Origin of the sequence: Providencia sp. PROV114 (assembly GCF_032704305.1) — a bacterium.
GTDB lineage: Bacteria > Pseudomonadota > Gammaproteobacteria > Enterobacterales > Enterobacteriaceae > Providencia > Providencia rettgeri.
Genome location: NZ_CP120528.1, coordinates 3043968 through 3070471 on the forward strand (window position 1 = coordinate 3043968; position 26504 = coordinate 3070471).

Annotated in this window: 21 protein-coding genes; 8 read left to right on the forward strand and 13 right to left on the reverse strand. The window is 37.7% G+C overall.

Annotation, left to right across the window (positions count from 1 at the left end):
* Positions 1-44: 44 nt before the first annotated feature.
* Positions 45-3278 (forward strand): M66 family metalloprotease, encoded by a 3234-nt coding sequence (locus tag P3L37_RS13590; protein WP_272667330.1) that lies wholly within the window; start codon positions 45-47, stop codon positions 3276-3278.
* Positions 3279-3347: 69 nt separating this feature from the next.
* On the opposite strand, the gene P3L37_RS13595 is transcribed toward P3L37_RS13590, so the two are convergent.
* Together P3L37_RS13595 and gndA are read right to left on the reverse strand one after the other, a co-directional pair.
* Positions 3348-4544 (reverse strand): multidrug effflux MFS transporter, encoded by a 1197-nt coding sequence (locus tag P3L37_RS13595; RefSeq protein WP_110731807.1) that lies wholly within the window; start codon positions 4542-4544, stop codon positions 3348-3350.
* A gap of 136 nt (positions 4545-4680) precedes the next feature.
* Positions 4681-6087, reverse strand: a complete 1407-nt coding sequence (gene gndA, locus P3L37_RS13600) for an NADP-dependent phosphogluconate dehydrogenase (protein ID WP_004909277.1) — start codon at positions 6085-6087, stop codon at positions 4681-4683.
* Between the two features lie 242 nt (positions 6088-6329).
* Here gndA and P3L37_RS13605 point away from each other — a divergent pair, with 242 nt between their 5' ends.
* A complete protein-coding gene (locus tag P3L37_RS13605; protein WP_109910999.1) occupies positions 6330-7913 on the forward strand; it encodes a TerC family protein in 1584 nt (527 codons plus the stop codon).
* Between the two features lie 184 nt (positions 7914-8097).
* Positions 8098-8676 carry a hypothetical protein gene (locus P3L37_RS13610; RefSeq protein WP_110731806.1) on the forward strand — a complete coding sequence of 193 codons (579 nt, stop codon included), beginning with the start codon at positions 8098-8100 and terminating at the stop codon, positions 8674-8676.
* Positions 8677-8767: 91 nt separating this feature from the next.
* Here P3L37_RS13610 and asmA read toward each other — a convergent pair whose 3' ends face one another.
* The 6 genes from asmA to apbC all read right to left on the reverse strand — a co-directional run bounded on the left by asmA (position 8768) and on the right by apbC (position 15100).
* Entirely contained in the window at positions 8768-10606 is a 1839-nt protein-coding gene (gene asmA / locus P3L37_RS13615; protein ID WP_272667331.1) for an outer membrane assembly protein AsmA, read from the reverse strand.
* A gap of 127 nt (positions 10607-10733) precedes the next feature.
* Entirely contained in the window at positions 10734-11315 is a 582-nt protein-coding gene (gene dcd, locus P3L37_RS13620) for a dCTP deaminase (RefSeq protein WP_004909269.1), read from the reverse strand.
* Positions 11316-11353: 38 nt separating this feature from the next.
* Positions 11354-11998, reverse strand: a complete 645-nt coding sequence (udk, locus tag P3L37_RS13625; RefSeq protein ID WP_004256495.1) for a uridine kinase — start codon at positions 11996-11998, stop codon at positions 11354-11356.
* Positions 11999-12176: 178 nt separating this feature from the next.
* A complete protein-coding gene (gene htpX / locus P3L37_RS13630) occupies positions 12177-13133 on the reverse strand; it encodes a zinc metalloprotease HtpX (RefSeq protein WP_109910996.1) in 957 nt (318 codons plus the stop codon).
* Positions 13134-13219: 86 nt separating this feature from the next.
* Entirely contained in the window at positions 13220-13780 is a 561-nt protein-coding gene (locus P3L37_RS13635) for a LemA family protein (RefSeq protein ID WP_004909264.1), read from the reverse strand.
* Positions 13781-13987: 207 nt separating this feature from the next.
* Positions 13988-15100, reverse strand: coding sequence for an iron-sulfur cluster carrier protein ApbC (apbC, locus tag P3L37_RS13640; protein ID WP_004256506.1), 1113 nt, complete (start codon positions 15098-15100; stop codon positions 13988-13990).
* Between the two features lie 262 nt (positions 15101-15362).
* On the opposite strand from apbC, the gene metG reads away from it, so the two are divergent.
* From metG to cdd, 4 genes are all read left to right on the forward strand, one after another.
* Positions 15363-17390 carry a methionine--tRNA ligase gene (metG, locus tag P3L37_RS13645; protein ID WP_109910995.1) on the forward strand — a complete coding sequence of 676 codons (2028 nt, stop codon included), beginning with the start codon at positions 15363-15365 and terminating at the stop codon, positions 17388-17390.
* A gap of 143 nt (positions 17391-17533) precedes the next feature.
* Entirely contained in the window at positions 17534-18001 is a 468-nt protein-coding gene (locus P3L37_RS13650; protein ID WP_004256512.1) for a CidA/LrgA family protein, read from the forward strand.
* On the forward strand, positions 18001-18696 hold the full coding sequence (locus tag P3L37_RS13655) for a CidB/LrgB family autolysis modulator (RefSeq protein ID WP_004256514.1): 696 nt from the start codon (positions 18001-18003) through the stop codon (positions 18694-18696). Before P3L37_RS13650 ends, P3L37_RS13655 begins: the two co-directional genes overlap by 1 nt.
* Before the next feature lie 204 nt (positions 18697-18900).
* Positions 18901-19788 (forward strand): cytidine deaminase, encoded by an 888-nt coding sequence (gene cdd / locus P3L37_RS13660; protein WP_109910994.1) that lies wholly within the window; start codon positions 18901-18903, stop codon positions 19786-19788.
* A 157-nt stretch (positions 19789-19945) separates the two neighbouring features.
* Here cdd and P3L37_RS13665 read toward each other — a convergent pair whose 3' ends face one another.
* From P3L37_RS13665 to P3L37_RS13685, 5 genes are all read right to left on the reverse strand, one after another.
* Entirely contained in the window at positions 19946-20593 is a 648-nt protein-coding gene (locus tag P3L37_RS13665; RefSeq protein ID WP_109910993.1) for a hypothetical protein, read from the reverse strand.
* Positions 20580-21248 carry a hypothetical protein gene (locus P3L37_RS13670; protein ID WP_109910992.1) on the reverse strand — a complete coding sequence of 223 codons (669 nt, stop codon included), beginning with the start codon at positions 21246-21248 and terminating at the stop codon, positions 20580-20582. Before P3L37_RS13670 ends, P3L37_RS13665 begins: the two co-directional genes overlap by 14 nt.
* 155 nt (positions 21249-21403) lie before the next feature.
* Positions 21404-22789, reverse strand: a complete 1386-nt coding sequence (locus P3L37_RS13675; protein ID WP_109910991.1) for a serine protease — start codon at positions 22787-22789, stop codon at positions 21404-21406.
* An 8-nt stretch (positions 22790-22797) separates the two neighbouring features.
* Complete coding sequence (locus tag P3L37_RS13680; RefSeq protein ID WP_109910990.1) at positions 22798-23496, reverse strand: hypothetical protein; 699 nt, start codon at positions 23494-23496, stop codon at positions 22798-22800.
* Between the two features lie 59 nt (positions 23497-23555).
* Positions 23556-24179: a hypothetical protein gene (locus P3L37_RS13685; RefSeq protein ID WP_004909242.1), complete on the reverse strand. Its 624-nt coding sequence runs from the start codon at positions 24177-24179 to the stop codon at positions 23556-23558.
* A gap of 425 nt (positions 24180-24604) precedes the next feature.
* Here P3L37_RS13685 and P3L37_RS13690 point away from each other — a divergent pair, with 425 nt between their 5' ends.
* A complete protein-coding gene (locus tag P3L37_RS13690) occupies positions 24605-26302 on the forward strand; it encodes an NAD-dependent malic enzyme (RefSeq protein WP_109910989.1) in 1698 nt (565 codons plus the stop codon).
* The last annotated feature ends 202 nt before the right edge of the window (positions 26303-26504 follow it).

The following is a 26504-nucleotide window of genomic DNA, read 5'->3' on the forward strand; positions in this document are numbered from 1 at the left end:
TAAAAATAATTTCAGCATACTGTTAAATAGAAGAAAGATACAAAATGATAGTAAAAAAACCAATAATTCAAAATATTATTAATCAAAACACTTATAATTCATTAACTTCCCATTATTCAACAAACTTAGTCAATAACATTTATGAAATATTTCATATATTAAATAATGAAAATAACGAATCAAACTTGGAAATGATTCTCCATGCAGATAAAACAAGTAATCCACTTATTAACTTAGATAGAAACGACGAAAAAAGCAGTAATGGAATAAAACCGGATAAGGCTATTTACTTTAATAAAAATAAGTTTATTAACCCTTTAACATATAAAGAAATTAGTGACACGAGTGGTGAATTAAAGGGAAGCGTTTATTTCGCTCAAAACTCAATCATTCCTGCTGTGAATCGAATTGAAGGAGATATACAACCTAAATTGGTATCCGGTCGAAAAACTTTAGTCATGTTTAAACCTCAATCATCAATTCAACAAAATGAAAACATTAAATTAAATATTTATGATGAAAATAATAAATTGGTAACTAGTGAAAACCTAAGCCCTCCTACCAAATTACCTAAGATTGTAGACAACAGTACCATAGAGACAAATTTATTGCCTCACCATTTCAAACCACCTAAAAGATTTGATATTTTCATTGAAAATGAAAATCATTTAAATGTTATAGTTTCCAACCAAAAAGCTTTACATTATTTAATTTTAAAAAATAAAATAATACACTTAACATTTAATCATAAATATATGAAGGAAACATTCACACTAAATAATGATATGAGATATAAAGGAAAAACTATAGTTTTAGAAAACATTCATAAAAAAGACATTAATATTAGCTATGGAAATGAAACAGTCACATTACCAAAAGGTCTCACGATTCAATTTATTTGTGACAATAATGGACGTTGGCTCACTGAAGAAAATGTCAATCTAATCGAATACTGGAAATCACCTGATATTTCAGCACGTAATTTTCCTCCATTTTTCGATTCTGAAATTGAAGGTCTGCCAGATATCGATGTTAGCGAAATTGATGCAAACTTTATGAATGATATCTTGAATGAACATTCAACAATAAAAATAACCAAGGTTGATTATGATACGACTAATAGTTTAATGTTAAAAAGTAATATTAATCATGTATATAAACAAATCCTATTTACCTCAACATCCGATGAGACGACTCTTATTCATACTAAATATAAATGTGTTGAATTAAAAAAAGGAGACTTATATTTATTCAAGTGCAACACTAATGGGGACTGGGAAAATATACCTATCACCAGAGAGATCCCACCGCTAGACTATTCACAACCAGAAAACTATGATTTAACTTTAGATAATAACAAGTCGATTAATGAATCATCTGAAAATAAAAAAAACTTATTGGAATTATTAAAAAACAATGAATCAATAAAAATTGCTACAAGTGACGGGAACTGGGCTCGTGACTTTACACTTATGGCAGATAATGACCTTCATAATAAAAAAATCCTTTTCAGCTCTAGTGCCTATTATGATAGCCATATTCATTATGGAAATAAAAGTTTAAAACTAGGAACGGGTGAAAGTGTTCTTTTTATTTATGATTTACATAAAAAATGGTTCCCTATTTATCTTAATAACGAACCTTATATCGCAAAGAATGACGATTCAACGAGTAATTTGGAATACATTGAAAATACATGGTCAACGACAATTTCTGAAGAGTATATTCACCCTGATATAAAGCTAGAGTTTGTTTTGAAAGAGCAAAAAGGAACACTATCAAATATTGATATTGGCGCCCCAAATGAATTACTGGTCAATACATTAGATATTGGCCTACTTACCCCCCCAAGGGATGTACTTCTTTTCCAAGAAAAACCCGAGCTTAATCGGCAATATTACCAAACTATTCCCGTTAAAAATTTTATTGTTTCTCGCTATGAGCCAATTCACCTTACAAAAGTAGTGATGCCTAATGGCCAAGTTTTCACCGATAAAGCAACAGGAAAAGGAGGCGCGTATAGCGGCAATATGAGGGAGTCGATAACCAAACGTTTTTATGCCGATGGCATTAATCTAGCAAATTATGGTGTAAACAGTTCAGCTTCTGATGCTGAGTCATTTAATCCTACGAGCCAAATAACTGCCTATAATTCTGTTGGGGTATATGAGAATGGGAGGGTTATTCATGGCTGGTCAGGCGGCGGTGGAAAAGCAACGTTAAATAGAACCGATAGTAATGAGCTTAGTCATGAATTTGGCCATAACTTTGGCCTAAGTGATTACTATGGGGGCACAGAAGGAGGAACACATGCAACTGCCGATAAAAAGAATTCAACATGGCTATGGGATCCTTATAATAACTATTTTATTCCAAATACCTATCAAGATGGTTCATTAAACCATGACGCAATGAGTGGTGGGGAAGCTTACAATCCCAAATACAATGCCTATACCGCATACACACCAAATTCCCTTGTTGCTATCCAAAAAAAATTAGAAAGCAATTATACTTTTAGCTCAGAATCATCGACGGGATATAAAAAATGGGATCCGAATATAAAAAAATTGGTTGACGCTAAATTAGATCTTTCCAATTTCAATATCATTAATTTTTCCCCAAAAAATGGTTCTGATATTACAACTGATCGCATAAATGAACTGTTAAAAAAAAGTAACTTAGTCTATCTTTGCCAAGGAAATGGCTATTATGCACCGAATATTAGTCTCCCAGCAGCATCCGAGCATAATAAAAATAGCATTATCAAGATAAAGTCATATGCACAATGGAATAGCAAAATACATGTCAATAATAAGGTGGAGACAATCACCAAAAATGATTTATTTTGCTATCGTTCAGATGGGGTCAGTTGGGAACGAATTTCGGAACCAGAATCTGCTATTCATAAAAAAGCCAGAAAACAGGGTGTAGAGGTTGTCACTTTAATGGGCTTCTATGATCCTGAAGGAACCATTGATAGCTATATTTATCCCCCTTCATTTGGTTCTTATGGCATGGTTTATCAAAATGATGCGCGAGTTAATACTGATTCCCCCTACCTAGAGGTGATTTTTAACGACGGGAACAAAAAACAATATCAGCTTAATAACTTCCGTGGCAATAAAGATATGATGAATAAATTCCATATTAATATTGAACACGGTTTAATCCCAATTGAGACTAAGCTGTATATTAATAATAAAATGGTTCATTCAAGACCTATTGAAATTAAAGAGAATCGGTTTCTCACTACGATTAATGGCACTATTGTTGAATAAATAATCCAATCCTGTCACTGGTTATATCCAACAACCAGTGACATCTTGATGTATCAATAAAAATAGTTTTTAACCCGCCTTAGTCAGTGAATGGCTAGCAAATGATAAACTCGTTTTTCTTGCTATTAGCCCAAACAGACAACCGACTAACATCACTATTGCTAAGGATAATCTTGGGGCAATGGGCAAACCGATTGCACAAAGCCCAAGAGCTGCCCCTCCGGCCATTTGTACAAAACCAACTAACGCAGAAGCGGTTCCTGCTTCCTGACCAAAAGGTTCTAAAGCATAACTAGTTGCCGTTCCCATCATAAAGGCCAGCCCTGTACAAGCACAGGCGACAGGTAACATATAGACTAACCAATGGCTTTGTATTTCTACCGGCAATACGACAAAACCTAGCAATAATCCTAAGCAACCAAGTGCCATCATTAAACTACCCACTAATAAACAGGTTGGTCGCCCTATTTTATGAATAAAGTAATTAGCGATATAACTGGCAAACATGATCCAAAAACCATTAATACCAAATACAATAGAAAACGCTAGCGGAGATAACTGCGCATCCCCCATCAGTACAGTTGGTGCAAGTGACACATAAGTTAATGCCATACCCATCGTGCCTGCGTTCACTAAGGCAAAAATAATAAATTGATAATTTCCTAAAATTCGCCAATAGGTTTTCAGCGGAATAATCTTTGCTTTAGGTAAATTAGCTGGCCGTGTTTCCGGTAAAAAAGCAACAGTTAGCACTAATATAACCAACGCATACAAAACAAGAAACCAGAACGGTGCCCGCCAGCCCCATGCCTCTGCCAGCAAACCTCCGAGTAGTGGAGCTAATGCTGGAACAATATTTAATGTCCCATTTAAGAAACCAAAAGCGCGAGCGGCTTCCGTACCATTCATTCGGTCACGTACACAACTAAATGCCACTACCGAAGTACAACAAACCGCAACACCTTGCAATAAACGTGATGCAATAAATACCGTAGGTGCTGTTGCTACAATAGCAACACCTGCACCAATGATGTACAACAGCATACCCGCAATCGCGACAGGTTTTCGCCCATATCTATCGACTAATGGGCCCGAAATCAATTGCCCTAACCCCAGAACAAGAATGAACAATGCTATCGTTGACTGGATCACCGACTCACTGCTACCTAACTCCTTCGCAATATCAGGTATTGTTGGTAAATATAAATCAATCCCTAATGGACCAAGTAAGACTAATAAAAGTAATAAGATAAGAAAATTACGCATAAACCATGCCTAGACTCGATAAAATGTAATTTAGAAAATACTCATAATTATAAATTCAACATTTTACGGTGCTTAAAAGTCAAAAAAGGCGCTAAACTTAGCGCCTTTCATGTCATCAACAATCAATGATGACGGATTATTCCATCCATTCAGTATGGAAAACGCCGTCTTTATCAGTACGCTTATAAGTGTGAGCACCGAAGTAGTCGCGCTGCGCTTGGATTAAGTTTGCAGGCAATACCGCTGAACGGTAGCTATCATAATAAGAAATAGCAGCTGAGAATGTTGGTGTTGGGATACCATTTTGTACACCATAGCACACCACATCACGCAGTGCTTGCTGGTATTCGTCAGCAATTTGTTTAAAGTATGGCGCTAACAACAAGTTGGCAATTTTTGCATCTTGGTTATACGCATCAGTGATTTTTTGTAGGAACTGCGCACGAATGATACAGCCTGCACGGAATATTTTTGCGATTTCACCGTAGTTTAAATCCCAATTATATTCTTCTGATGCCGCTTTCAGCTGTTGGAAGCCTTGTGCATAAGACACAATTTTACCTAAATACAGTGCGCGGCGAACTTTTTCAATAAACTCTTTTTTATCGCCTTCAACCGCTTTCAGTACTGGACCTGTTAATACTTTAGAAGCTGCAACACGCTGATCTTTTAAGAAAGAAATATAACGTGCAAATACAGATTCAGTAATTAACGTCAGAGGGATACCTAAATCCAGCGCACTCTGGCTAGTCCATTTACCAGTACCTTTATTAGCCGCTTCATCAAGAATCACGTCAACCAGATATTTACCATCTTCATCTTTTTTCTTGAAGATATCTGCTGTGATTTCAATTAAATAGCTACTCAGTTCACCTTTGTTCCACTCAGCAAAGATACCAGCTAATTCTTCGTTGCTCAGGTTCAATGAACCTTTTAATAATGAATAGGCTTCTGCGATTAATTGCATATCACCGTATTCAATACCGTTGTGAACCATTTTAACATAGTGGCCCGCACCATCTGCACCAATATAGGTCACACAAGGTTCACCTTCTGCTTGTGCTGCAATTTCTTTTAAGATTGGTGCAACTAACTCATAAGCTTCTTTCTGACCACCAGGCATAATTGAAGGACCTTTTAATGCGCCTTCTTCACCACCTGAAACACCAGTACCGATGAAATTAAAACCTTGCTCAGATAATTCACGATTACGACGGATAGTGTCAGTAAATAAGGTATTACCACCGTCAATTAAGATATCCCCTTTGTCCAGATGAGGAGTCAGCGAGGCAATTGTTTTGTCCGTTGCTTCACCCGCTTTTACCATCAACAAGATGCGGCGAGGTTTTTCCAGAGAGTCAACAAACTCTTCAATTGTATAGTTGGGAACTAATTTTTTCCCTGGATTTTCGGCAATCACTTCATCTGTTTTATCTTTAGAACGATTAAAGATAGACACTGAGTAACCACGGCTTTCAATGTTGAGCGCAAGGTTACGCCCCATGACTGCCATTCCGACAACACCAATCTGCTGCTTTGACATGAACAACTCCTGTCTGATTAGGACCAAGTCAGCCTCGACCGTGCTGACATTCTGTTAACGGGATCACATATTAACCTAGGATTGTGTTGCATGGTAGTTATTGATGCAATCGATGACGTATACAAGGCCATTTTTGTCAAGAATTGTCCAACTAACGTTATTTTTTATTGATATTTCGTTCAACAAACCGCATTATTCACTCGTCGGTATAAGCCGTCATATCAGAAGGTAAAACAAACTGTATGGAATGGATCGCAGATCCTTCGATTTGGGCGGGCCTCGCTACCCTTATCGTTCTAGAAATCGTTCTTGGTATTGATAACCTCGTCTTCATCGCCATTCTGGCCGATAAGCTCCCGCCAAAGCTGCGTGATAGAGCCCGTGTAACTGGACTTTTATTAGCCCTGATTATGCGTGTTGTGCTTCTATTTAGCCTGTCATGGCTCATTACCCTCACGAAACCGATATTAACTCTCTTTGATCACGCCTTTAGTGCTCGAGACCTAATTATGTTGGTGGGTGGTTTATTCCTCTTGTTTAAAGCCACAATGGAGCTAAACGAGCGGTTGGAGGGGAAAGACGAACACACCAATACCCAAAGAAAGACATCTAATTTCTGGGCTGTTGTTGCACAAATTATTGTTCTTGATGCTGTATTCTCACTAGACTCCGTGATCACCGCTGTCGGTATGGTTGACCATATCGGTGTAATGATTGCAGCAGTAACCATTGCAATGGTATTAATGATTTGGGCAAGTAAACCGTTAACGAGCTTTGTTAACCAGCACCCAACCATTGTCATACTGTGTTTGAGCTTCTTACTGATGATTGGTTTCAGCTTAGTTGCCGAAGGGTTTGGTTATGCCATACCGAAAGGTTACTTATACGCTGCAATCGGCTTCTCTATCATGATTGAAGTCCTAAACCAATTTGCCCAATTTAATCGACGTAAATTCCTTAAAGGCTCACGTCCACTACGTGAACGTACAGCAGAGGCGGTATTACGTATTCTTAGCGGTAATAACGAGCGTGGAGAATTAGACCCACACACCTCTGATCTTATCGCTGATAATCAATCCGTTTTTGACCCACAAGAGCGTTTAATGATTGCTCGAGTGCTTGGTATGGCGCAGCGTAACGTAGAAAGCATTATGACTTCACGCCATGATGTGGATTACCTCGACATTAATAAATCTTCTTCAGATTTACTGCAATTAATGGAGAAAAACCCACACTCACGTTTAGTGGTCATTGATGAAACTATCAGTGATGAACCCGTTGGCGTGGTACATGTAATGGATTTGGTTAAACAGCAATTAAAAGGCCAGCCATTAAACTTACGTGCATTGATTACCCAACCATTGATATTCCCAGAAGGGTTATCTCTGTTAAAAGCGTTAGAGCAGTTCCGTAAGGCGCATACTCACTTTGCCTTCGTTGTGGATGAGTTTGGTTCTATCGAAGGTATCGTGACATTGACCGACGTAATGGAAACCATCGCAGGTAACTTGCCGGTTGGTGATGAAGAAAATGACTCTCGCCACGACATTCAAAAACTGGATGATGGTACTTGGATTGCCAACGGCTTTATGCCACTTGAAGACCTGATCATGTTTATCCCGATGGAACTAGACGATAAACGTGAATATGAAACGATTGCGGGTCTTTTAATGGAGCACTTACAACGTGTTCCTGAAGTGGGTGAACAAGTGACCATTAACGGTTGTATCTTCCAACCTCTTGAGGTTAACAGCCACCGAGTCAATAAAGTGTTAATCACCCCACCAGCCCCTGAAGGGGATGGTTATGAGTTTGAAGATGACTAACCTTTAGCGCTAATACAAGGATACCGGCCTCTGTGTCGGTATTTTTTTGTCTTTTTCTTAGTGAAAAATGGCGATTTAATAACTGTAAATAAAAAACCGCCATCGTTTTTTAAAAGAAATAGACATTGAAACACTGAATAATTCATAGCATTAAATACACCCAAACTCTAATAAAGGTCATGCTATGCGAGTAAATACCCAGCCTCTCAATGTAAATACATTAAAAACATCAAATATTAATAAAAGTGCTGATAAATCATCAGGAAAAATTGCAGTTACAACAAGTCGAATTCAAAATAATGCGGAACAATGCCCAGTAGTCTCTAAAAAGACGCCAATAATTACTTCAGAAAAAACCGTACATAATCAAGATATTAAAAAATTGAGAAATGAAATATCTAAGAATTTATCAACAATCGCAAAAAAAATAAAAAGTATCGGCACCTCAGATGGACGAGGATGTAAGGTCATCTTATCTAAAAATACAATGACTACATTGAATAATCAGCTCTCAAAATTAAAAGATAACATTCAAAGCTATAAGAAAGATTTAGAACGTTCAACTTATCAACACAATAGTAATAAAGAAAAAACACTCAATAAATTAGAAGGTAAAATAAATAATACAACAGCAATATTTCATCAAGGTAATGCTAAAAATGACTATTTATCTGGAGACTATTCGAGGGATAAAACGTCAAGAACTTCTGCAGATAAACTGCAAAGACAAAAAGACTATAAAGCAGGAAATGGCTACTATTGATTTTCGGCTGATAACACAAAGCGGGAAAAACTACGCTTTTATCCCGCTTTGTCAACAACCTCAAACGCCCATTTAAGGGCGTTTTGTTGTCTTAAAGGGCATTCAATAAATCGTTGAGCCCTTTATTTTCTTCTTTCTTCAAGAAATTACCAAGCGCTTCTTTAGCTTGTGTACGTAATTCATTACGCAGTAATTTTTCCACATCTAATTGGTATTTCAAATTATGCCAATTACCATAAATTCGCAGTGGAATGGTCATCGCTTGTAATTGTTGAACTAAACGTGAATCCCCACCCCAGCCATTAGCAATATTAACCCCTAAATTGACATCAATGGTTTCATTAGGGATATTCATACGGCCTTGCCCACTGATGTTAACTAAGGATGACATCGCATTCATAGAGGAAATGTTCAACGTACCTTTATTTAATTTACCTGCCACAGTGAAAGAATCAACCTCAGTGACGTTCCCCGTATTCACGGGCGCATTAATTTTACTGGTTACTCTGGAAACCGATTGCTGAATTAATAACGGAATATTCAATCCCTGTAATTTGGCATTTCTTAACTCAAAATTAACAGGCCCTTGCCACTGGTTTTTCACTGCATTGTCATCATAACCCACACCCGATAACGCCGCATTTAACGAAATTATTCCACTTAATTTTTGTGGCATATTGAAGGCTTTTAATAATGGAGTTAAATCGATATTTTTTAAATCTGGTTTTGCTGAAACATAAGCGGGAGTTGAACTGTAATTAAATGTCACCGGTATTGAAAAATCACCACCAAATGCCTTACCTTGTAATTTTGAAACAGTTAAACGAGGTGTTTGGTTTTGTGCCTCAAAAACTACATCACTAACCGTCATTCCACGATAGATTAACTGCTTAATGGCTAAATTGATATCGGCGGAAAATGCCTGCAAGCCTGATAAATCATACTGTTGAGGATTTGCACCAGAAATAACAGGCTTAACACCAACACGGTTATTATTCGTCTCTGATTCTACACTGGTACTGGCAGGCGCTGTTCCTAATAGATTATCTAAATCTAATTTCTCGGCGACTAAATTAACCCTAATTTCTGGGGTATTCGTTAATTGGATACTGCCATTACCTGATAGGCCACTTTCGTTAGCTGTTATTAACAAATTGCTTAAACTCGCACTTTCCACTTTCCCTTTGGTATATAGGAAATCACTTGTTATTTGCCCTTCAATTCCACTTTCAGGTAAATCAACACCACTCAATTTATAGTCAAACTGAGTTAATTTGCCACTAATCCTTTGATTAATATCTGATAAATCGATATCTGCGCGTAGATTAAATACAAACTCTTGTTGGTTTTTATTTAGATTTCCACTGAATTTAACTGCGACCTGTTTTTTATCACTTTTCTTCAGTGATAAATCAATATTGCGCAGATTAAATTCATCTTTAGCAGTTTGCCAAATAACTAAGCTATTAGAAATATTAATTTTTTCTATATCTAATAACCAGTCACTTTTCTCTTGTGCAGAGGTTGATGTTGGCACACCACCAGGCGCTACAGGGGCGTTACGGTGATTTTGGATTTCGCTATCGGGTGTCTTGCGGATAACAGCACCATCAATAACAATTTGCTCAACAGAGAGTTTATGGGAAATGAGAGGCCATAATTCAACATCTAAGCGCATATTATCTGCACTTAGTATGGGTTTAGCCGCATTCGGCGCAGTAAGAGAAACAGGCCCAGTAATAATGCTTAAGGTTGGCCACACATGCCAACGCATATCACCGTTGAATTCAAGTTGATAACCACTTTTTTTCTCTACTTGTTCAACAATATAATGACGGAAATCATTCGGGTTCACTAACATTACGAGTGTTGTTAACCCAGCAACAATTACCACAAGTAAAATAATCAGTGTCGTCAAAAAACGTTTCATCCTTCCCTCTCTTAAATTCCGCTTGCGCTCGCCACAAAAATGAACTCACACCTATCCCTGAAAATGGGCGGAAATTACCGGTTTAATCTCCATTAAACACAACAATTTCCGCAAAGTTCACCGGTTATCAGTCTTCACTGATACGGCTACCAACAGCACCTTGTTGGTTTTTATATTTAGCATCTTGTCGGCTATTATAAGGGCGATCGGCACTGCCAGATAACGGCTCAAAGCTTAATGCACCAATCACCATGCCGGGACGTAATGCTAACGGTAATTTACCTGAATTATAAAATTCTAACACGATTTGCCCATGCCAACCGGGATCAATTCGATGTGCGGTTACGTGTACCATCAAACCTAGTCTCGCTAATGAAGAGCGCCCGTCTAACCAACCTACAAGGTTATCAGGGAGCGTAACAGACTCAAGCGTCACTGCAAGTGCTAATTCTCCTGGGTGCAGGAAAAATGGCTCATCCTCATCAAGAACAATTTCATCGCTCATGACGCGATCTAATGCGGCATTAACCTCATCTTTAGGGCCACTAAGGTCAATAAATGCAGCAGTGTGTCCTCGAAAAACGCGGAATTGATTTCCCAAACGAACATCTGCAGTTGCACCATTGATTCGTTCAACTGGTGGGCGTGGGCTAATAACTAATTTACCATCATCCATCCATTGAATAATATCGCGGTCACAAAGACGCATGGTTGTTTCCCCCTTCATTATTTTAATTTCTGCGCGGTTTAATCTTGACAGAATTCGCCAATTTTCGCTTTCAAGATATCAATCGCTACACGGTTTTTCCCACCGCGAGGAACAATGATATCGGCATATTGCTTTGATGGCTCAATAAATTGCAAAAACATTGGGCGAACCGTTTTATTATATTGGTCAATAACGGAATCAAGCGTTCTGCCCCTTTCATTTACATCACGTTTAATACGGCGCATCAAGCAAATATCAAGTGGTGTATCAACAAAAATAGAAAAATCCATTTCACCACGTAAGCGTTTATCTGTTAATAACAAAATACCTTCAATGATAATGACTTTTTTAGGTTTGAACGTGATGGTTTTTTGTTTACGTGTATGAGCGACATAGTCGTATTGCGGAATTTCTACTGCTTGGCCACTTTTCAGTGATTTGAGATGTTCATAAAGCAAGCTGTGGTCCATCGAGTTAGGATGGTCATAATTTACTTTAAGGCGTTCTTCCATTGGGACATCGGCTTGGTCTTTGTAATAACAATCTTCTGGAATAACACCGATATTATGATCACCGACCTGTTCTCTTAACTCACGGTATAACGTGCTTGCAATTAAGCTTTTGCCAGATGCAGAGGCTCCCGATATACCTACAATGGTACAGTGATGCGCTATGTCAGTCATAAAATGATAACCTGGTTAAATATTTAGAAATGAGATACACAACAGAAAAATGTTATGTTGGCGGAATTATAGGGGGTAATGGCGTGTTGTTCCAGCATACCTCAACAAAGTTCGCTAAAAAAACACCCATTAGATAGGAAATGCCGTAAATCGGAGCGTACAAAATGTCATTTATACACTAAAACTGTTTTTTTCCTTCTAATACCGCAATGCGATTTTCAATCGAGGGGTGAGTTGAAAACACAGAATCGCCCTTATTAAAAATATAAGCGGCCTTACGGTAAGCTTGCCCTGTGGTACTGTTATGATATTCATGGGTTTCATGATTACCGGAGATTTTTTTCAACGCACTAATCATGGCTTGGTTATCTGCAGTCAAATCCACTGCCGCGGCGTCAGCCATATATTCACGAGTGCGAGATAAATAAAAATAGAGTATTTGGGTTATCCACGGCAAAACAAAATTTAGAACTAATAGGATCATTTGCGCTTTATTAGCGGCATTATTGCGGCTGCGCCCTGCTGTTCGGATAAAAATCTGACTAAATAAATTCGTTACCGTTAAAATCACGTTTGCCAAAATCCCCACATACAGGGTTAATTTTGAATCACCATGAATAATGTGCCCAACTTCATGAGCGAGAACGGCTTGAACTTCTTGCCGATTAAGCGTTTGCAACAAACCTCTGGTTACCCCCACAAGCGCATTACGGTTATTCCACCCTGCCGCAAAAGCATTCGGCTCATCCGTTTCTAAAATATATAAACGGGGAATATAACCTAAACTAGCACTTAAACTTAATTCTTCAATAATATTAAAAAGTTGTTTTTCTTGGGGGCTACTCGCATTTTCTTGGGTTATTTCTCTGGCATTCATCCCAGCTAACATCATTTTATGGCCTCTAAAATGAATATAAATCAACCCAAGAAAGGTTAAGCCTAAAACAATAAAAGTGGCGATAGGTAATTCATGAAGTGTCACAAACATCATCGCATTATCGACTAAGTCCAATTGCTCATTTGGGTGTGTTGCAATATCCGCCAATAAGCCAATAATTAGCATTAAAAAAATATAGCTCATCACCACTAAGCGTGTGCGAATATTATTTTTACGAATGACGTTTCTAAAATCCATAATGTGACCTGTTATCTACCACTCATATAATATCGGAACACCATAAGGCATTCCGATGATTGATAACTTCAAAGGTTAAGCGGTTTTTAATCAAAATTAATACGACGTGATTCCTCAGTCTTGATGGTTTCTTCATCAAGACGCCAATATTCCTTGGAAATTTTTAAGCTAGGAATAATGCCAACAATTAGTGCCGCAGGCATAGACGCAATATACGCATTATAAGTTTCTAATGAGCGGTTATAACCACGTTTAGCAAATGACAATTTATTTTCTGAAGAAACGATTTCTTCTTGTAAATTTGCCATAATTGCATCGGATTTTAGCTCAGGATAAGCTTCAACTGCGACATTAATCGCCCCACTGGTCACCATTTTTGATAATGCATCTTCGGCTTCGCGGGCTTTATCCCCTGTCGCATTTTGTGCTTGTGTCCGTAGTTCAGTAATTTTACTGAACACCTCGGTTTCATGACTTAAATATTTTTTAACTGTTGCCAATAAGCTATCAAATACTTTTCCACGACGGTCTAATTGAACTGAAATTTCTGTTTCACTCGAAATAACAGCTTCTCGCAACGCAACGATACGGTTATAAAAATAAATAACGATCAGCACCACGACAACAATAAAAATTAAAAATTTCATAGTCACCTTTTCGGATTACCCGTAGAAAGAAAACTGATTAAATAACAGATGCGGCTATTCTACGCGAACATGACTCAATAAAGAAATATTCCGCGAACAATTCAGAAAAATAGAAGGCTAAAACAAATGCGTTTAGTAGAGGAAAGTGTCGACAATAAATAAGGCTATTTAGTCATAAACTAAATAGCCTTTTTGCTCTATAACCGATTAAACTGCACGGAAAGAAATTTCTGTTGGGATTTTATCCCCTTCCCAATACATCAAAGCAGAAATTCCTGAAGCAATTTCGCGGTAGATATCGGCAAATTCGCCTTCTGGATCACGCATAACAGTAGGCTGGCCACGGTCAAGGTCTTCACGTAAAGAAATATGCAGAGGAACCTGTCCCAATAATTTAGTATGGTATTTTTCTGCTAATTTCTCAGCACCACCGGTACCAAAAATCGGCTCTACATGCCCACAATTGCTGCAAATATGTGCGCTCATGTTTTCAACCACACCCAGTACTGGGACATTGACTTTCTTAAACATCACAATACCTTTCATGGCATCAACCAAGGCGATATCTTGTGGTGTTGTCACTACCACTGCCCCAGTGACAGGGATATTTTGAGAAAGTGTTAATTGGATATCTCCCGTTCCCGGTGGCATATCGATAACTAAGTAATCCAAATCCGGCCATAGCGTGTCTTGCAGCATCTGCATTAATGCTTTGCTTGCCATTGGGCCACGCCAAACCATGGCGTTGTCATCCGTCACTAAGTAACCGATTGAGTTTGTTGCCAAGCCATACGCCATAATCGGGGCCATATGCTGACCATCTGGAGAGGTTGGGCGCTCTAATGTTGTGCCTAACATATTTGGAATTGATGGGCCGTAAATGTCCGCATCAAGGATCCCCACTTTCGCCCCTTCTTGTGCCAGAGCGAGCGCTAAGTTCACAGAAGTGCTTGATTTACCAACGCCACCTTTACCCGAACTGACGGCTAAGATATTACGAACACCATTAATACCCGGCAAATCATTTGCACGTTTTAATGTCGTGATGTCATGACGCAGTTTCCATTCAACAGCATGAGCGCCTGTTTGTTGCTTCAATTCAGCGGTCTTTTCGCTAATTAAAGTTTGAAACGGCCCTTTCCAAACGAATGGCATAACTAATTCGACATGCAGCACGTTGTCCAACATTGCGCAATGATGTAACGCTTTGATAGAAATCAAATTACGTTGCAGTGTTGGGTGTGTAAATGAAGCCAAAACTTTGGAGACTTGTTCAGTCAGCAGTTCTGGTTTGTTCTGCTCGGGGGATTTATCGTTCATCCCGGCTCCTTTATTTATATTTTTGAACTAGGTACATCCTGAATAATAAGCTACATAAAATTAAACTGATATACTTTGACTGAGATTAATCATAACAGAGAACACAAAAAATAGTGATTACCCCGCATAGTAAAAACCACAAAGAGGTAAAAATTTCTTTTTCGAACAAATTGCCAATTAATATTTTATACCCCTAGCAGCGATGGTTTTGATCGGTTAACATCAAAGACCCTTTTCAAATAATGGAAGTAAGAAAGTTACTATGTCTCAAGTCGCGAATAAATTACTGGTAACCTGTGCGTTACCCTATGCTAACGGTTCAATCCATCTTGGTCATATCCTGGAACATATTCAGGCTGATATTTGGGTCCGTTATCAGCGAATGCGCGGCAAAGAGGTTCACTTTATCTGTGCCGATGACGCGCACGGAACTCCAATCATGCTTAAAGCTCAACAACTTGGCGTAACGCCAGAAGAGATGATTGCGGCAGTGAACCAAGAGCATCAGAACGATTTTGCTGGTTTCGCCATTAGTTATGACAACTATCACTCCACACACAGTGAAGAAAACAAAGTCTTATCAGAGCTAATTTACGGGAAACTGAAAAATAACGGTTTTATTAAAAACCGCACTATCTCACAGCTTTTCGACCCAGAAAAAGGCATGTTCTTACCAGATCGCTTCGTTAAAGGCACTTGTCCAAAATGTAAAGCCGAAGACCAATATGGTGATAACTGTGAAGTCTGTAGCGCAACCTATAGCCCAACAGAGCTGATTAACCCACGTTCAGTGATTTCTGGCGCTACACCTGTCATGCGTGATTCAGAACACTTTTTCTTTGATCTTCCTGCATTTAGCGACATGCTTCAAGCGTGGACTCGCTCAGGCGCATTACAAGAACAAGTCGCCAACAAAATGCAAGAATGGTTCGAATCAGGCCTACAACAATGGGATATTACCCGTGATGCACCTTATTTCGGTTTTGAAATTCCTGATGCGCCGGGTAAATATTTCTATGTTTGGTTAGATGCGCCTATCGGTTACATGGGCTCCTTTAAAAACCTGTGTAATAAACGCGGTGACCTCGACTTTGACGAGTTTTGGAATAAAGATTCAAAAACCGATCTTTACCATTTCATTGGTAAAGATATCGTCTATTTCCACAGCCTGTTCTGGCCTGCCATGTTAGAAGGTAGCCAGTATCGTAAACCAACAAACCTGTTTGTTCATGGTTATGTCACGGTTAATGGGGCAAAAATGTCGAAGTCGCGCGGTACATTTATTACTGCCCGCTCTTACTTAGATCACCTAGATGCCGACTGCTTGCGCTATTACTATGCAGCAAAACTGTCTTCGCGTATTGATGACATCGATTTTAATTTGGAAGATTTCGTCCAGCGTGTCAACAGCGATATCGTCAATAAAGTGGTTAACTTGGCATCACGTAATGCGGGCTTTATTGCTAAACGCTTTGGCGGTCAATTATCAGCAAACCTTGCTGAGCCAGAGTTATACCAACAATTTGTTGATGCCGCTAAAGTTATCGGTGAGGATTATAACAACCGTGAATATAACAAAGCGATCCGTGAAATCATGGCATTAGCCGATATCGCAAACCGCTATGTTGATGAAAAAGCCCCTTGGGTTGTGGCAAAACAAGAAGGTAAAGATCAAGAGCTGCAAGATATTTGCTCGATGGGCATCAACTTGTTCCGCGTTCTAATGACTTACCTAAAACCTGTTTTACCAGGCCTTACTGAGCGCGCTGAAGCTTTCTTAAACAGTGAATTATCATGGGATACGATTAACACCCCATTATTGAACCACAACGTCGCACCATTTAAGGCATTGTTTAACCGCATTGAAATGGCAAAAGTGGATGCAATGGTCGAAGCCTCAAAAGAGAGTATCAAACCCGTTCAGCAACTTACGGGGCCGCTAGCCGATGACCCAATTCAAGATACCATCACCTTTGATGACTTTGCGAAAATTGACCTGCGAATTGCATTAATCAAGCAAGCTGATTTTGTTGAAGGCTCAGACAAGCTACTGAAATTACAATTAGATATTGGCGGTGAAACTCGCCAAGTATTTTCTGGTATTCGCTCCGCTTACCCAGACCCTAAAGCTTTAGAAGGACGTTTAACCGTGATGGTTGCCAACCTCGCACCTCGTAAAATGCGTTTTGGTATTTCGGAAGGTATGGTAATGGCTGCTGGCCCTGGCGGTAAAGATATCTTCTTACTCAGCCCAGACAGTGGTGCACAACCCGGTATGCAAGTTAAATAACCCATACTTGCTCTAGTCTGTTATTCATTAAAAGTGGGAAGCTAAATACTTCCCACTTTTTTATTGGCTTTTTATTGTGATCGGTAGCACAATAATAAAGTTAATTGTATGATGAATAGATATTACATTACAGGACCAGTCTCATGTCATTTAAACAGGTACTGATAACGGGATGGCAATATTTGCGAGCTTTCGCAATACTCTACCTTTGCCTGATTATTGGAAACCTTATCTCAACACTACTTCCATTCTCCATCCCTGGCAGCATTGTCGGCATGTTAATTTTATTCATACTGCTTGCGTTACAAATTATTCCCGCGAAGTGGGCACAACCCGGTTGCAGCATTTTGTTGAAAAATATGACCATCCTGTTTGTTCCTATTGGTGTTGGCATAATGAATTACTATGAATTACTCAGCCAACAAATGGTTCCTATCATCGTTTCCTGCGTGGTTAGTACCTTAATCGTTATGGTCGTTGTCGCCATCAGTTCCAACTATATTCATAAGGAACGCCCTGTCGTTGGGGCTCAACCTGATGACGTTCCTTTACCCCCCGAAGACCCAATTTCTTCGGTCATTAATAATGATAAAACTAAGGGGAATGAATAATGTTAGAACATATTTGGTGGTCATTGCCGTTGACCATTGTGGTGTTTTATTTGGCTCGTAAGCTGTCGACCACATTTAAGTTACCGATTTTAAACCCACTATTAATTACTATTGCGGTATTGATTGCACTACTAGTGATCACGAATACCTCTTATGAGCACTATTTTGCAGGTAGCAAAATACTCAATGATTTACTACAGCCTGCAGTCGTCGCGCTCGCTTTTCCACTTTACGAACAAATGCACCAAATTCGAGCCCAGTGGAAATCTTTATTAAGTATTTGTTTTGCAGGTAGTTTAGTGGCCATGTTTAGCGGTGCCGCCATCGCGTTATGGTTGGGGGCAACCCCTGATATCGCGGGTTCTATTTTGCCTAAATCGGTTACTACCCCTATCGCGATGGCTGTTGCTGATTCGGTTGGTGGGATCCCTGCGATTAGTGCCGCCTGCGTGTTATTTGTTGGGATCTTAGGCGCCATGTTTGGCCATAGCTTATTTGATGTGCTGCGTGTACGAACCCACGCATCAAGGGGACTCGCGATGGGAACCGCTTCCCACGCCCTAGGCACTGCCCGCTGTGCCGAAGTGAATTACATTGAAGGTGCTTACAGTTCCCTTGCATTGATGACCTGTGGGGTTATCACCTCACTTATAGCCCCGTTTATCTTTCCTGTTATTTTACATCTTTTTAGCTAAGCTTAATTCACTAAGCCAATATCCAAGCAAATGAGTAAGAGGAATTTATTAGCCTCTTACTCACTAACACACGGAGAAAACATGAGATATATCTCTCAATTAAAGAATTTGTTTCATATGTTTCATTTAAAATGGTGACTTAAGTCACATATTGTTGAGCGCATTATTGAATAGAATAAAAATAATTAATTAGGGAGGTAACACATGCATTCACGATTTAAGGCCGCTTGGGCCGAACTTCCAGAAAAGTTACAGTCGGTACTTAGACCAATCATTGATAATTCTGATTTCCGAGGTATGTTAACAGCGGAACAAGTCAAACAGATTAAAGCTGAAGCAGGTGTAAGCGACGCTGAATTAGCCTTTGCGTTGTTGCCTTTCGCTGCGGCTTATGCAATTACTCCAATCTCCCATTTTCACGTTGGTGCAATCGCTTGCGGCGCAAGTGGTAATTTATATTTCGGCGCCAATATGGAATTTAGCCATGTTTCAATGGGGCAAGTGATCCATGCAGAACAGTGTGCAGTGACACACTCTTGGATGAAAGGTGAAACGCAGATTACCTCAATTACCGTGAATTACACACCTTGTGGGCACTGCCGCCAATTTATGAATGAATTGCGTGAAGGCGGTAAAATTATGGTGAATTTACCGGGCCGCACACCCGCAGTACTACACCACTATTTACCCGACTCATTTGGGCCGTCTGACTTAAACATTACTACTTTACTACTCGACCCGGTTGACCATGGCTATAAAAACCAAAGCCGTGACCGGTTATTAAGTGCAGCAATCGAGGCAGCAAACCAATCCCATGCGCCTTATAGCCAATCTCATTCAGGTATTGCGTTACAGTTAAAAGATGGTTCATTATTTACAGGCCGCTACGCAGAAAATGCCGCATTCAACCCAAGTTTACCACCACTGCAAGCCGCTTTAATTATGATTAACCTTGCAGGTAAAGATATTCACGCCATCGACCAAGCTAAGTTTGTTGAAAAACAAGATGCAATTATCAAACATTGGTATGTTACCGAAAATACATTACAGGCACTAGGTTGCCAAAATATTGAATTAGCTTATTTGGATTAATTTTATATTTATTTAAATATAACGGTTATTGCTGGGAGCTTGAATAAATAGCAATAACCGTATAGTTGTTATTAGAACTTTAATCTTGTTCACAAAACTATTTACCTGCAAAGTGGCCATCCATAATAGGACTCACTAGTTTTGATTAATATATGCCCTAGTAAGTAAATTCATTAAACAATTTTTCTGTTTCATTTATCGTGTCTTCTAATGTAATAACTAAAGGGATCTTTCGCATTTTTTCTAGCCAAGCTTGGCTTTGTTGCTGTTTTATCGATACAGATTGCGCGGCTTCTTCTTTCATGTCTAGCCAAATGCTAGCAAATAACGCTGATTCACCATTAAGTGATTTATTAGAAAAGCTATTTAATAGTTTCCCTATAATTTTATTCTTTTTATCTATAGATAATACTTCAAATACATCTTTAAACAACCAACCTTCATAAGGAATCCCTGAATTTAACATCGCTTCTTTTTTTATTTTAATAAATTCTTGATGTGTAATATCACCAATTGGGATGTTATCACTTTCTTTGCGATTTTTCATAATTCGTCCATATGCTAATTTGACTTCTTTTTGATACCGACTCCGTTTTTCACTGGTGAATGACTCACCCCGTGCCTTCATATGATTATTTAAAAACTCTTTTTCTAGATAAATAAAAATACTGAAATATTTATCACTTGAATCATTTACCTTTTGAGGGTTATATTTTTCATTAAAAGAGTAACCTTTATTTATGAGAATTAAACATGATAAAATTATAAAAATTAATTTAGAAATAATAAATTTAGAAACCATCATTAGAACTCCTTTTATTCTTATTAAAATTCATTGAATTATTAATCATTTCTTCAAACATAAAGTCTAATTCTTTTTCTATATTTTTAACTAAAGTAATCCGCCTCATTTTCTCCAGCCATCTTTTGCTTTTAATTTGCTTGTCTGATGGTGGTTTGGAAGCTTCTCTTACCATTGCATACCAAAGCATCATGAATAATTTAGCTTCCTTCGCAGGATCGTTGTTATTCATCACAAAAACGAACTGTTGCCATAGTGCCTCTCGGTTTCTCTCATTAATAATATCTAAAACATCTGCTAAAATCCAAGCATGATAAGACATTCCCATTTCATTTAAATTCTCACGATAAAAATCCATTGCCTGTTCATGGCTTAATTTTTTAATAAATGCTTCTTTTGGATACTTTAAAAATTCTAACATTGGGTTATTATCTTTTCCCCCCTTGAAAATAACTAATTTTTTTCTATCAAATATTAAATCCTTAGATTCAGAAAAGTATAACATCTGTAGCATAAAGAAAAGACGTGGCGTTTTAACACCTTTTTTTTCACAAAAATTAGTTGTATTTTTTTTATTATATTTTACATTATTTCCTTGAGGATTTTGGCAAGCACCGAGAAGAAAAACTGAAAGCACAACTATTAATTTATAATTCATATACATCCTTGTGATTCATAAAGTTAGAAACCAATAATCTTAAAAATAAATTATGTAAAAAACACATTGCCCACATAAAAAGAAACATCAGTAATCACCATTCGTTTACTAATAACTAAAATAATTTATTTTATTATAAGTAGACTTTTTAAATATTAATTAAAACTAAAAGATCCTCCAGAAGAATAACCACTATAACTAAATTCAGGTATACTTGGCATTGAGGGTATTGAGTATTTATCTTCAAATGAGTCCATTGAATTGTTCATTGATGACATATTGTCTCTTAACTGGCCAATCATATTTTCAAAATGATGGTTATTTCTTATGGTATCTGTAGGGAAGTCTTTAAATCCTGGCGTTCCCGGAAGAACAACACTCGGGCGTTCTAGATAATAATTTGTTGGTGTTTCATTATCCTTAAACCTATCAAGTAGGTTTGTTGTACGAGGTGCTAATTGTCTATTCGGTTCGGATTTTGGATAAGTGCTTTCCAATATCGATTTATCTACCATATTGTGTGGATACTTAATTGGAGGTGTTGACTTGTTGTTTATTGATGGCATATTTCCCCTTAAATCATCAATCATACGATCATAATGAGCAACATCTGGTTGATAATTAACTGATGGTGAATCAAATAAGCCTGTTTCTGGTAATATATAGTCAGGTCTTTCTAAATAATATTCAGACAATAGATTTTTATGTGTAAATTCCGTTTGGCCACGCCAATCTGTTTGTACTTGAAATGATTCTAAATGTTGTGAAGGATAATCCCAAAATGAAAAACGCTCTGTTCCTCTATCAATTAAAGGGTTTCCTGTATTATAAATAATTGTATTTATTCTATCCATATTATCTTCTTCTATATGAGATATAATATTTTGATAAGATTTCTTGGCTGTAACCACCACGCCATCTACTACATTATCAATATCCAGAACTCGTTTAGTCCAACTATGTATTTTAGGCTGCATATGCGCTGGAGCTTCATATAATGCTCTAAACATTATATCTTTAGTATTTATACTTAATAATATTTCACTTTCTATATCACCTACAGAATTTAAAGCTCTCTGCCAATAACTCTCTCTTTGTTCTCTAGGTAACACAAAAAATACAGGTTCTAAAGTCCATGCATCAGAAGGAAGATTATAATAAGAAAATACACTACTATGAAATAATTTAGCCTCTATGTGATTTATATCACCATAGATTACATCCTTTCCATCTTCAAATCTATTTTTTAGGGTTTGAACATAAGCTATTGCCATATCATAGCGAATACGCTCAATTATAAACTCATCTTGCACTCCAATATGCTCTAAAATAGCTTCATCTAAATAATTAAGCGCAAAAGCACCTGAAAGAGAATCACCTTTAACCACACTATTAGCTAATTTAGCATATCGGTCTCCTTTACTTTCCAAATATTCATACATCAACTTTGGTTCTTTGGTTACGTATAAAATTTTAATTGCATTAGAAACATCACTACGAGTTAACTTTAAATCACCCTTTCTAATTTCTTGAGTTCTCATATTATCTCCTAATTTTTAACATGGTCGAGTAAAAAAATGCGTATTTTTTCCCTCATTATATTGCTATTAGATAATTCTTTAGCATCAAAATAAAATTTAACCTTAGTTCCTATTTCTGGAATCAAAAAATATTGAAAACACTTATGATACTTCTCATCAATTGGTAACCATTCACACTCAATTAAAAAAATTACTTCATTATTAATTTCCTTCCAATAATATCCTTTTTTATTAAAATACATATCATCTTTATGACCAATACTTCTTCGTATTGTTACAGTCACTTCAGTAAAATAAAGATCCAACTCTTCATCATAATATAACTCCCCCTTTCTTTTGAGGTACCCCATATCTAAATACACGTGTTTTCTATAACTCAAATATTTTTCAGGGTTTCCTTTTAATGGTTCAGCATAAACTTCTATAATTTTAACATCATTACTTACCTCATTAGATGGTTTCAAATCAGACCAAGACATTCGCATTGGCAGCACTCTAAAATTAGCCTCACACCCTTTTTTATTTTCAATAAACCTTGGGTCAAAATAGCTATACCCTTCATATTCAGCAAATGGAAAAACATACTCGCCAGGAACTTCTATAATATTCTTATTAAACTGCCCACAGACAAAACCGGGGCGGTTCTCGCCATTTACAATGCAGGAAAATAATAATAACGGTAGAATTAAACAAAAATATAATTTCATAATAATTGACACCTTAATACTTATATAACATTTAGTTTTCAAACTTATTTAAATGAAAACTATGATTTAGCAGAAGCTAATGTTTTACTCATACGTTCATACCATTTATTAATAATTATTTTCTGTTTTTTAGTGGCCTTCTTTTCCTTTTCTAACATCACTTTCATCAAGCTGTATATTACCGATAATTCATGGCCACGGTCTCCGGAAGCTGCCATAATTTTTTGCCAATAAAATTCTTTTTCTTTTTCATCTAATACAGAAAATACCACACCTAAAACCCAAGCTTCTTCGGGTATTTTATTACGTAACATGACCAGATAGTGTATTTCATCTGCTTCTTTATAAGTCATATCATGAGAGACTTTTTCACCTGTACTCTGTTTCTTCGCTTTTCGCTTCAATACTTGAAGCATTTCTAATGCATGGTCATAATTTATTTTGTCTATCAATGTGTTATTAATTGTTTTGTTTTTTTCTTTCATCACCAAATAAAAATAATCTGTTATAACTCGACCAAAAATTGATGAGCCATATTTGTTTTCATAGAAATAGCTGTCAATATTCCTTAGTGTTTCGATTGGGTTATAGTCTGCTCTTGAATGATTCATTCCTCCTAGAAATGCCATAATAAGTAATATATAAATACGCTTATTTCTTAACACCCCATTAATTAAATTCATAAAACTCCTTAGTGAAAAATGAAATATAAAATAAAATTCAACTTATATAAATTTAAAACTTGCAGCAATATATGATATTTAAAAATATAATTTAACTTTCAGTGAATCCGTTTTTTCTCTCTGTAACTGACTAAAAATAAGAAAAAACATGAAAAAATTGAACCCGCAGAAAAGCTAAACTAACGTTTGAAAACGTAAAAATAACGATGAGACATTCATTATTTGCCTAAGCGTGATCTACCTACCGTAATGCGTATGCCGTTATCGGCTTTCATTCCCTTTCGCGCATAAACTCCTTATCATATGCACAATATTTTTCAGTAAATTTTTTAACGCTTTTTTATCATTATTTACTGTACATATTTGCTGTTTAGCTTAGGATCTACCCTGACTTTGTTGATTAATCGTCCGAAGAGTGATATTTCATGGAACATGAGTACGAAACAAAACGCCCTCTCTATATACCCTACGCTGGCCCAATTTTGCTTGAATTCCCTTTGCTGAATAAAGGAAGCGCCTTCACCGAAGAAGAGCGTGCAAATTTTAACTTGCATGGTTTACTTCCTGAACAAGTTGAAACCATCGAAGAACAAGTTGAACGCGCCTATCGCCAATTAATTGATTTTAAATCAGATATTGATAAACACATTTATCTGCGAAATATTCAAGACACCAACGAAACCTTATTTTATCGCCTTATAGATGCTCACCTCACTGAAGTAATGCCTATTATCTATACCCCAACCGTGGGTGAAGCTTGTGAGCATTTCTCTGACATTTATCGTCGTGCACGTGGTTTATTTATTTCTTATCCGAATCGTGAATACATCGACGACATGCTACAAAACGCCACTAAACAAAATGTGAAAGTGATTGTTGTTACTGATGGCGAACGTATTTTAGGTCTTGGTGACCAAGGTATCGGTGGTATGGGCATCCCAATTGGGAAACTCTCTCTCTATACCGCGTGCGGGGGTATCAGCCCTGCTTATACCTTACCTATTGTTATTGACGTAGGAACCAACAACCCACAGCGTCTGAATGACCCTCTGTATATGGGATGGCGTCACCCACGTATTACTGGTGATGAATACAACGAGTTCCTTGATGAATTTGTTCAGGCAGTTAAACGCCGCTGGCCAAACGTATTATTGCAATTTGAAGATTTCGCACAGAAAAATGCGATGCCTTTATTAACCCGTTACCGTGATGAACTATGCTGTTTCAATGATGATATTCAAGGCACCGCGTCAGTTGCATTAGGTAGTTTAATTGCCGCCAGCCATGCCGCAGGCAGTAAGCTAAGTGACCAACGCGTGACTTTCTTAGGTGCAGGCTCAGCGGGTTGCGGTATCGCAGAACAAATTATCGCTCAAATGAAATCTGAAGGGTTAAGCGACGAAGAAGCGCGTTCGCGCATTTATATGGTTGATCGTTTTGGTTTATTAACCGATAAACTGCCTAATTTACTCGATTTCCAAGCCAAATTAACCCAAAGCAGTGGAAATTTAACCGACTGGGATGTTAACAGTGACTCAATTTCACTGTTAGATGTCGTACGCAATGCCAAACCAACCATATTGATTGGTGTGTCTGGCCAAGCTGGGTTATTCACAGAAGAAATCATTAAAGAGATGCATAAGCACTGTGAACGCCCTATTGTGATGCCGTTATCTAACCCAACATCACGTGTTGAAGCTCGCCCTGAAGACATTATCAATTGGACTGATGGCAAGGCCTTAGTCGCAACAGGAAGTCCATTTAACCCAGTGTCTTACAAAGACCAAGTGTTCCCAATTGCACAATGTAACAACTCCTATATCTTCCCGGGTATTGGTCTTGGTGTGATTGCCTCTGGTGCTAAACGTGTCACTGATGGCATGTTAATGGCTGCCAGCCGTGCTCTCGCCAGCTGTTCGCCACTAGCCAAAAATGGCGAAGGTGCGCTATTGCCTTTACTGTCTGATATCCAAGATGTTTCACGCATTATTGCTAAACAAGTGGCAAAAGAAGCACAAGTTCAAGGTGTGGCAACGGTCACTTCGGATAGCGCGCTTGATGAAGCTATTGAACGCAATTTCTGGAAGCCTGAGTACCGTACCTATAAACGAACTTCGTTTTAATTTGTCATAATGACGTTGAAAGGAGCTCTTAGAGCTCCTGAGGTTGTTGACAAAGCGGGATAAAAGCGTGGTTTTTCCCGCTTTGTGTTATCAGCCGAAAATCAATAAATTGATTTTCCTAATTTATTTTCAAAACCTATCAGACTTGCTGCTCTTTAGAGCTCTTTTTTTGTTTTTTATGACCCCTACAAAATGATATCTG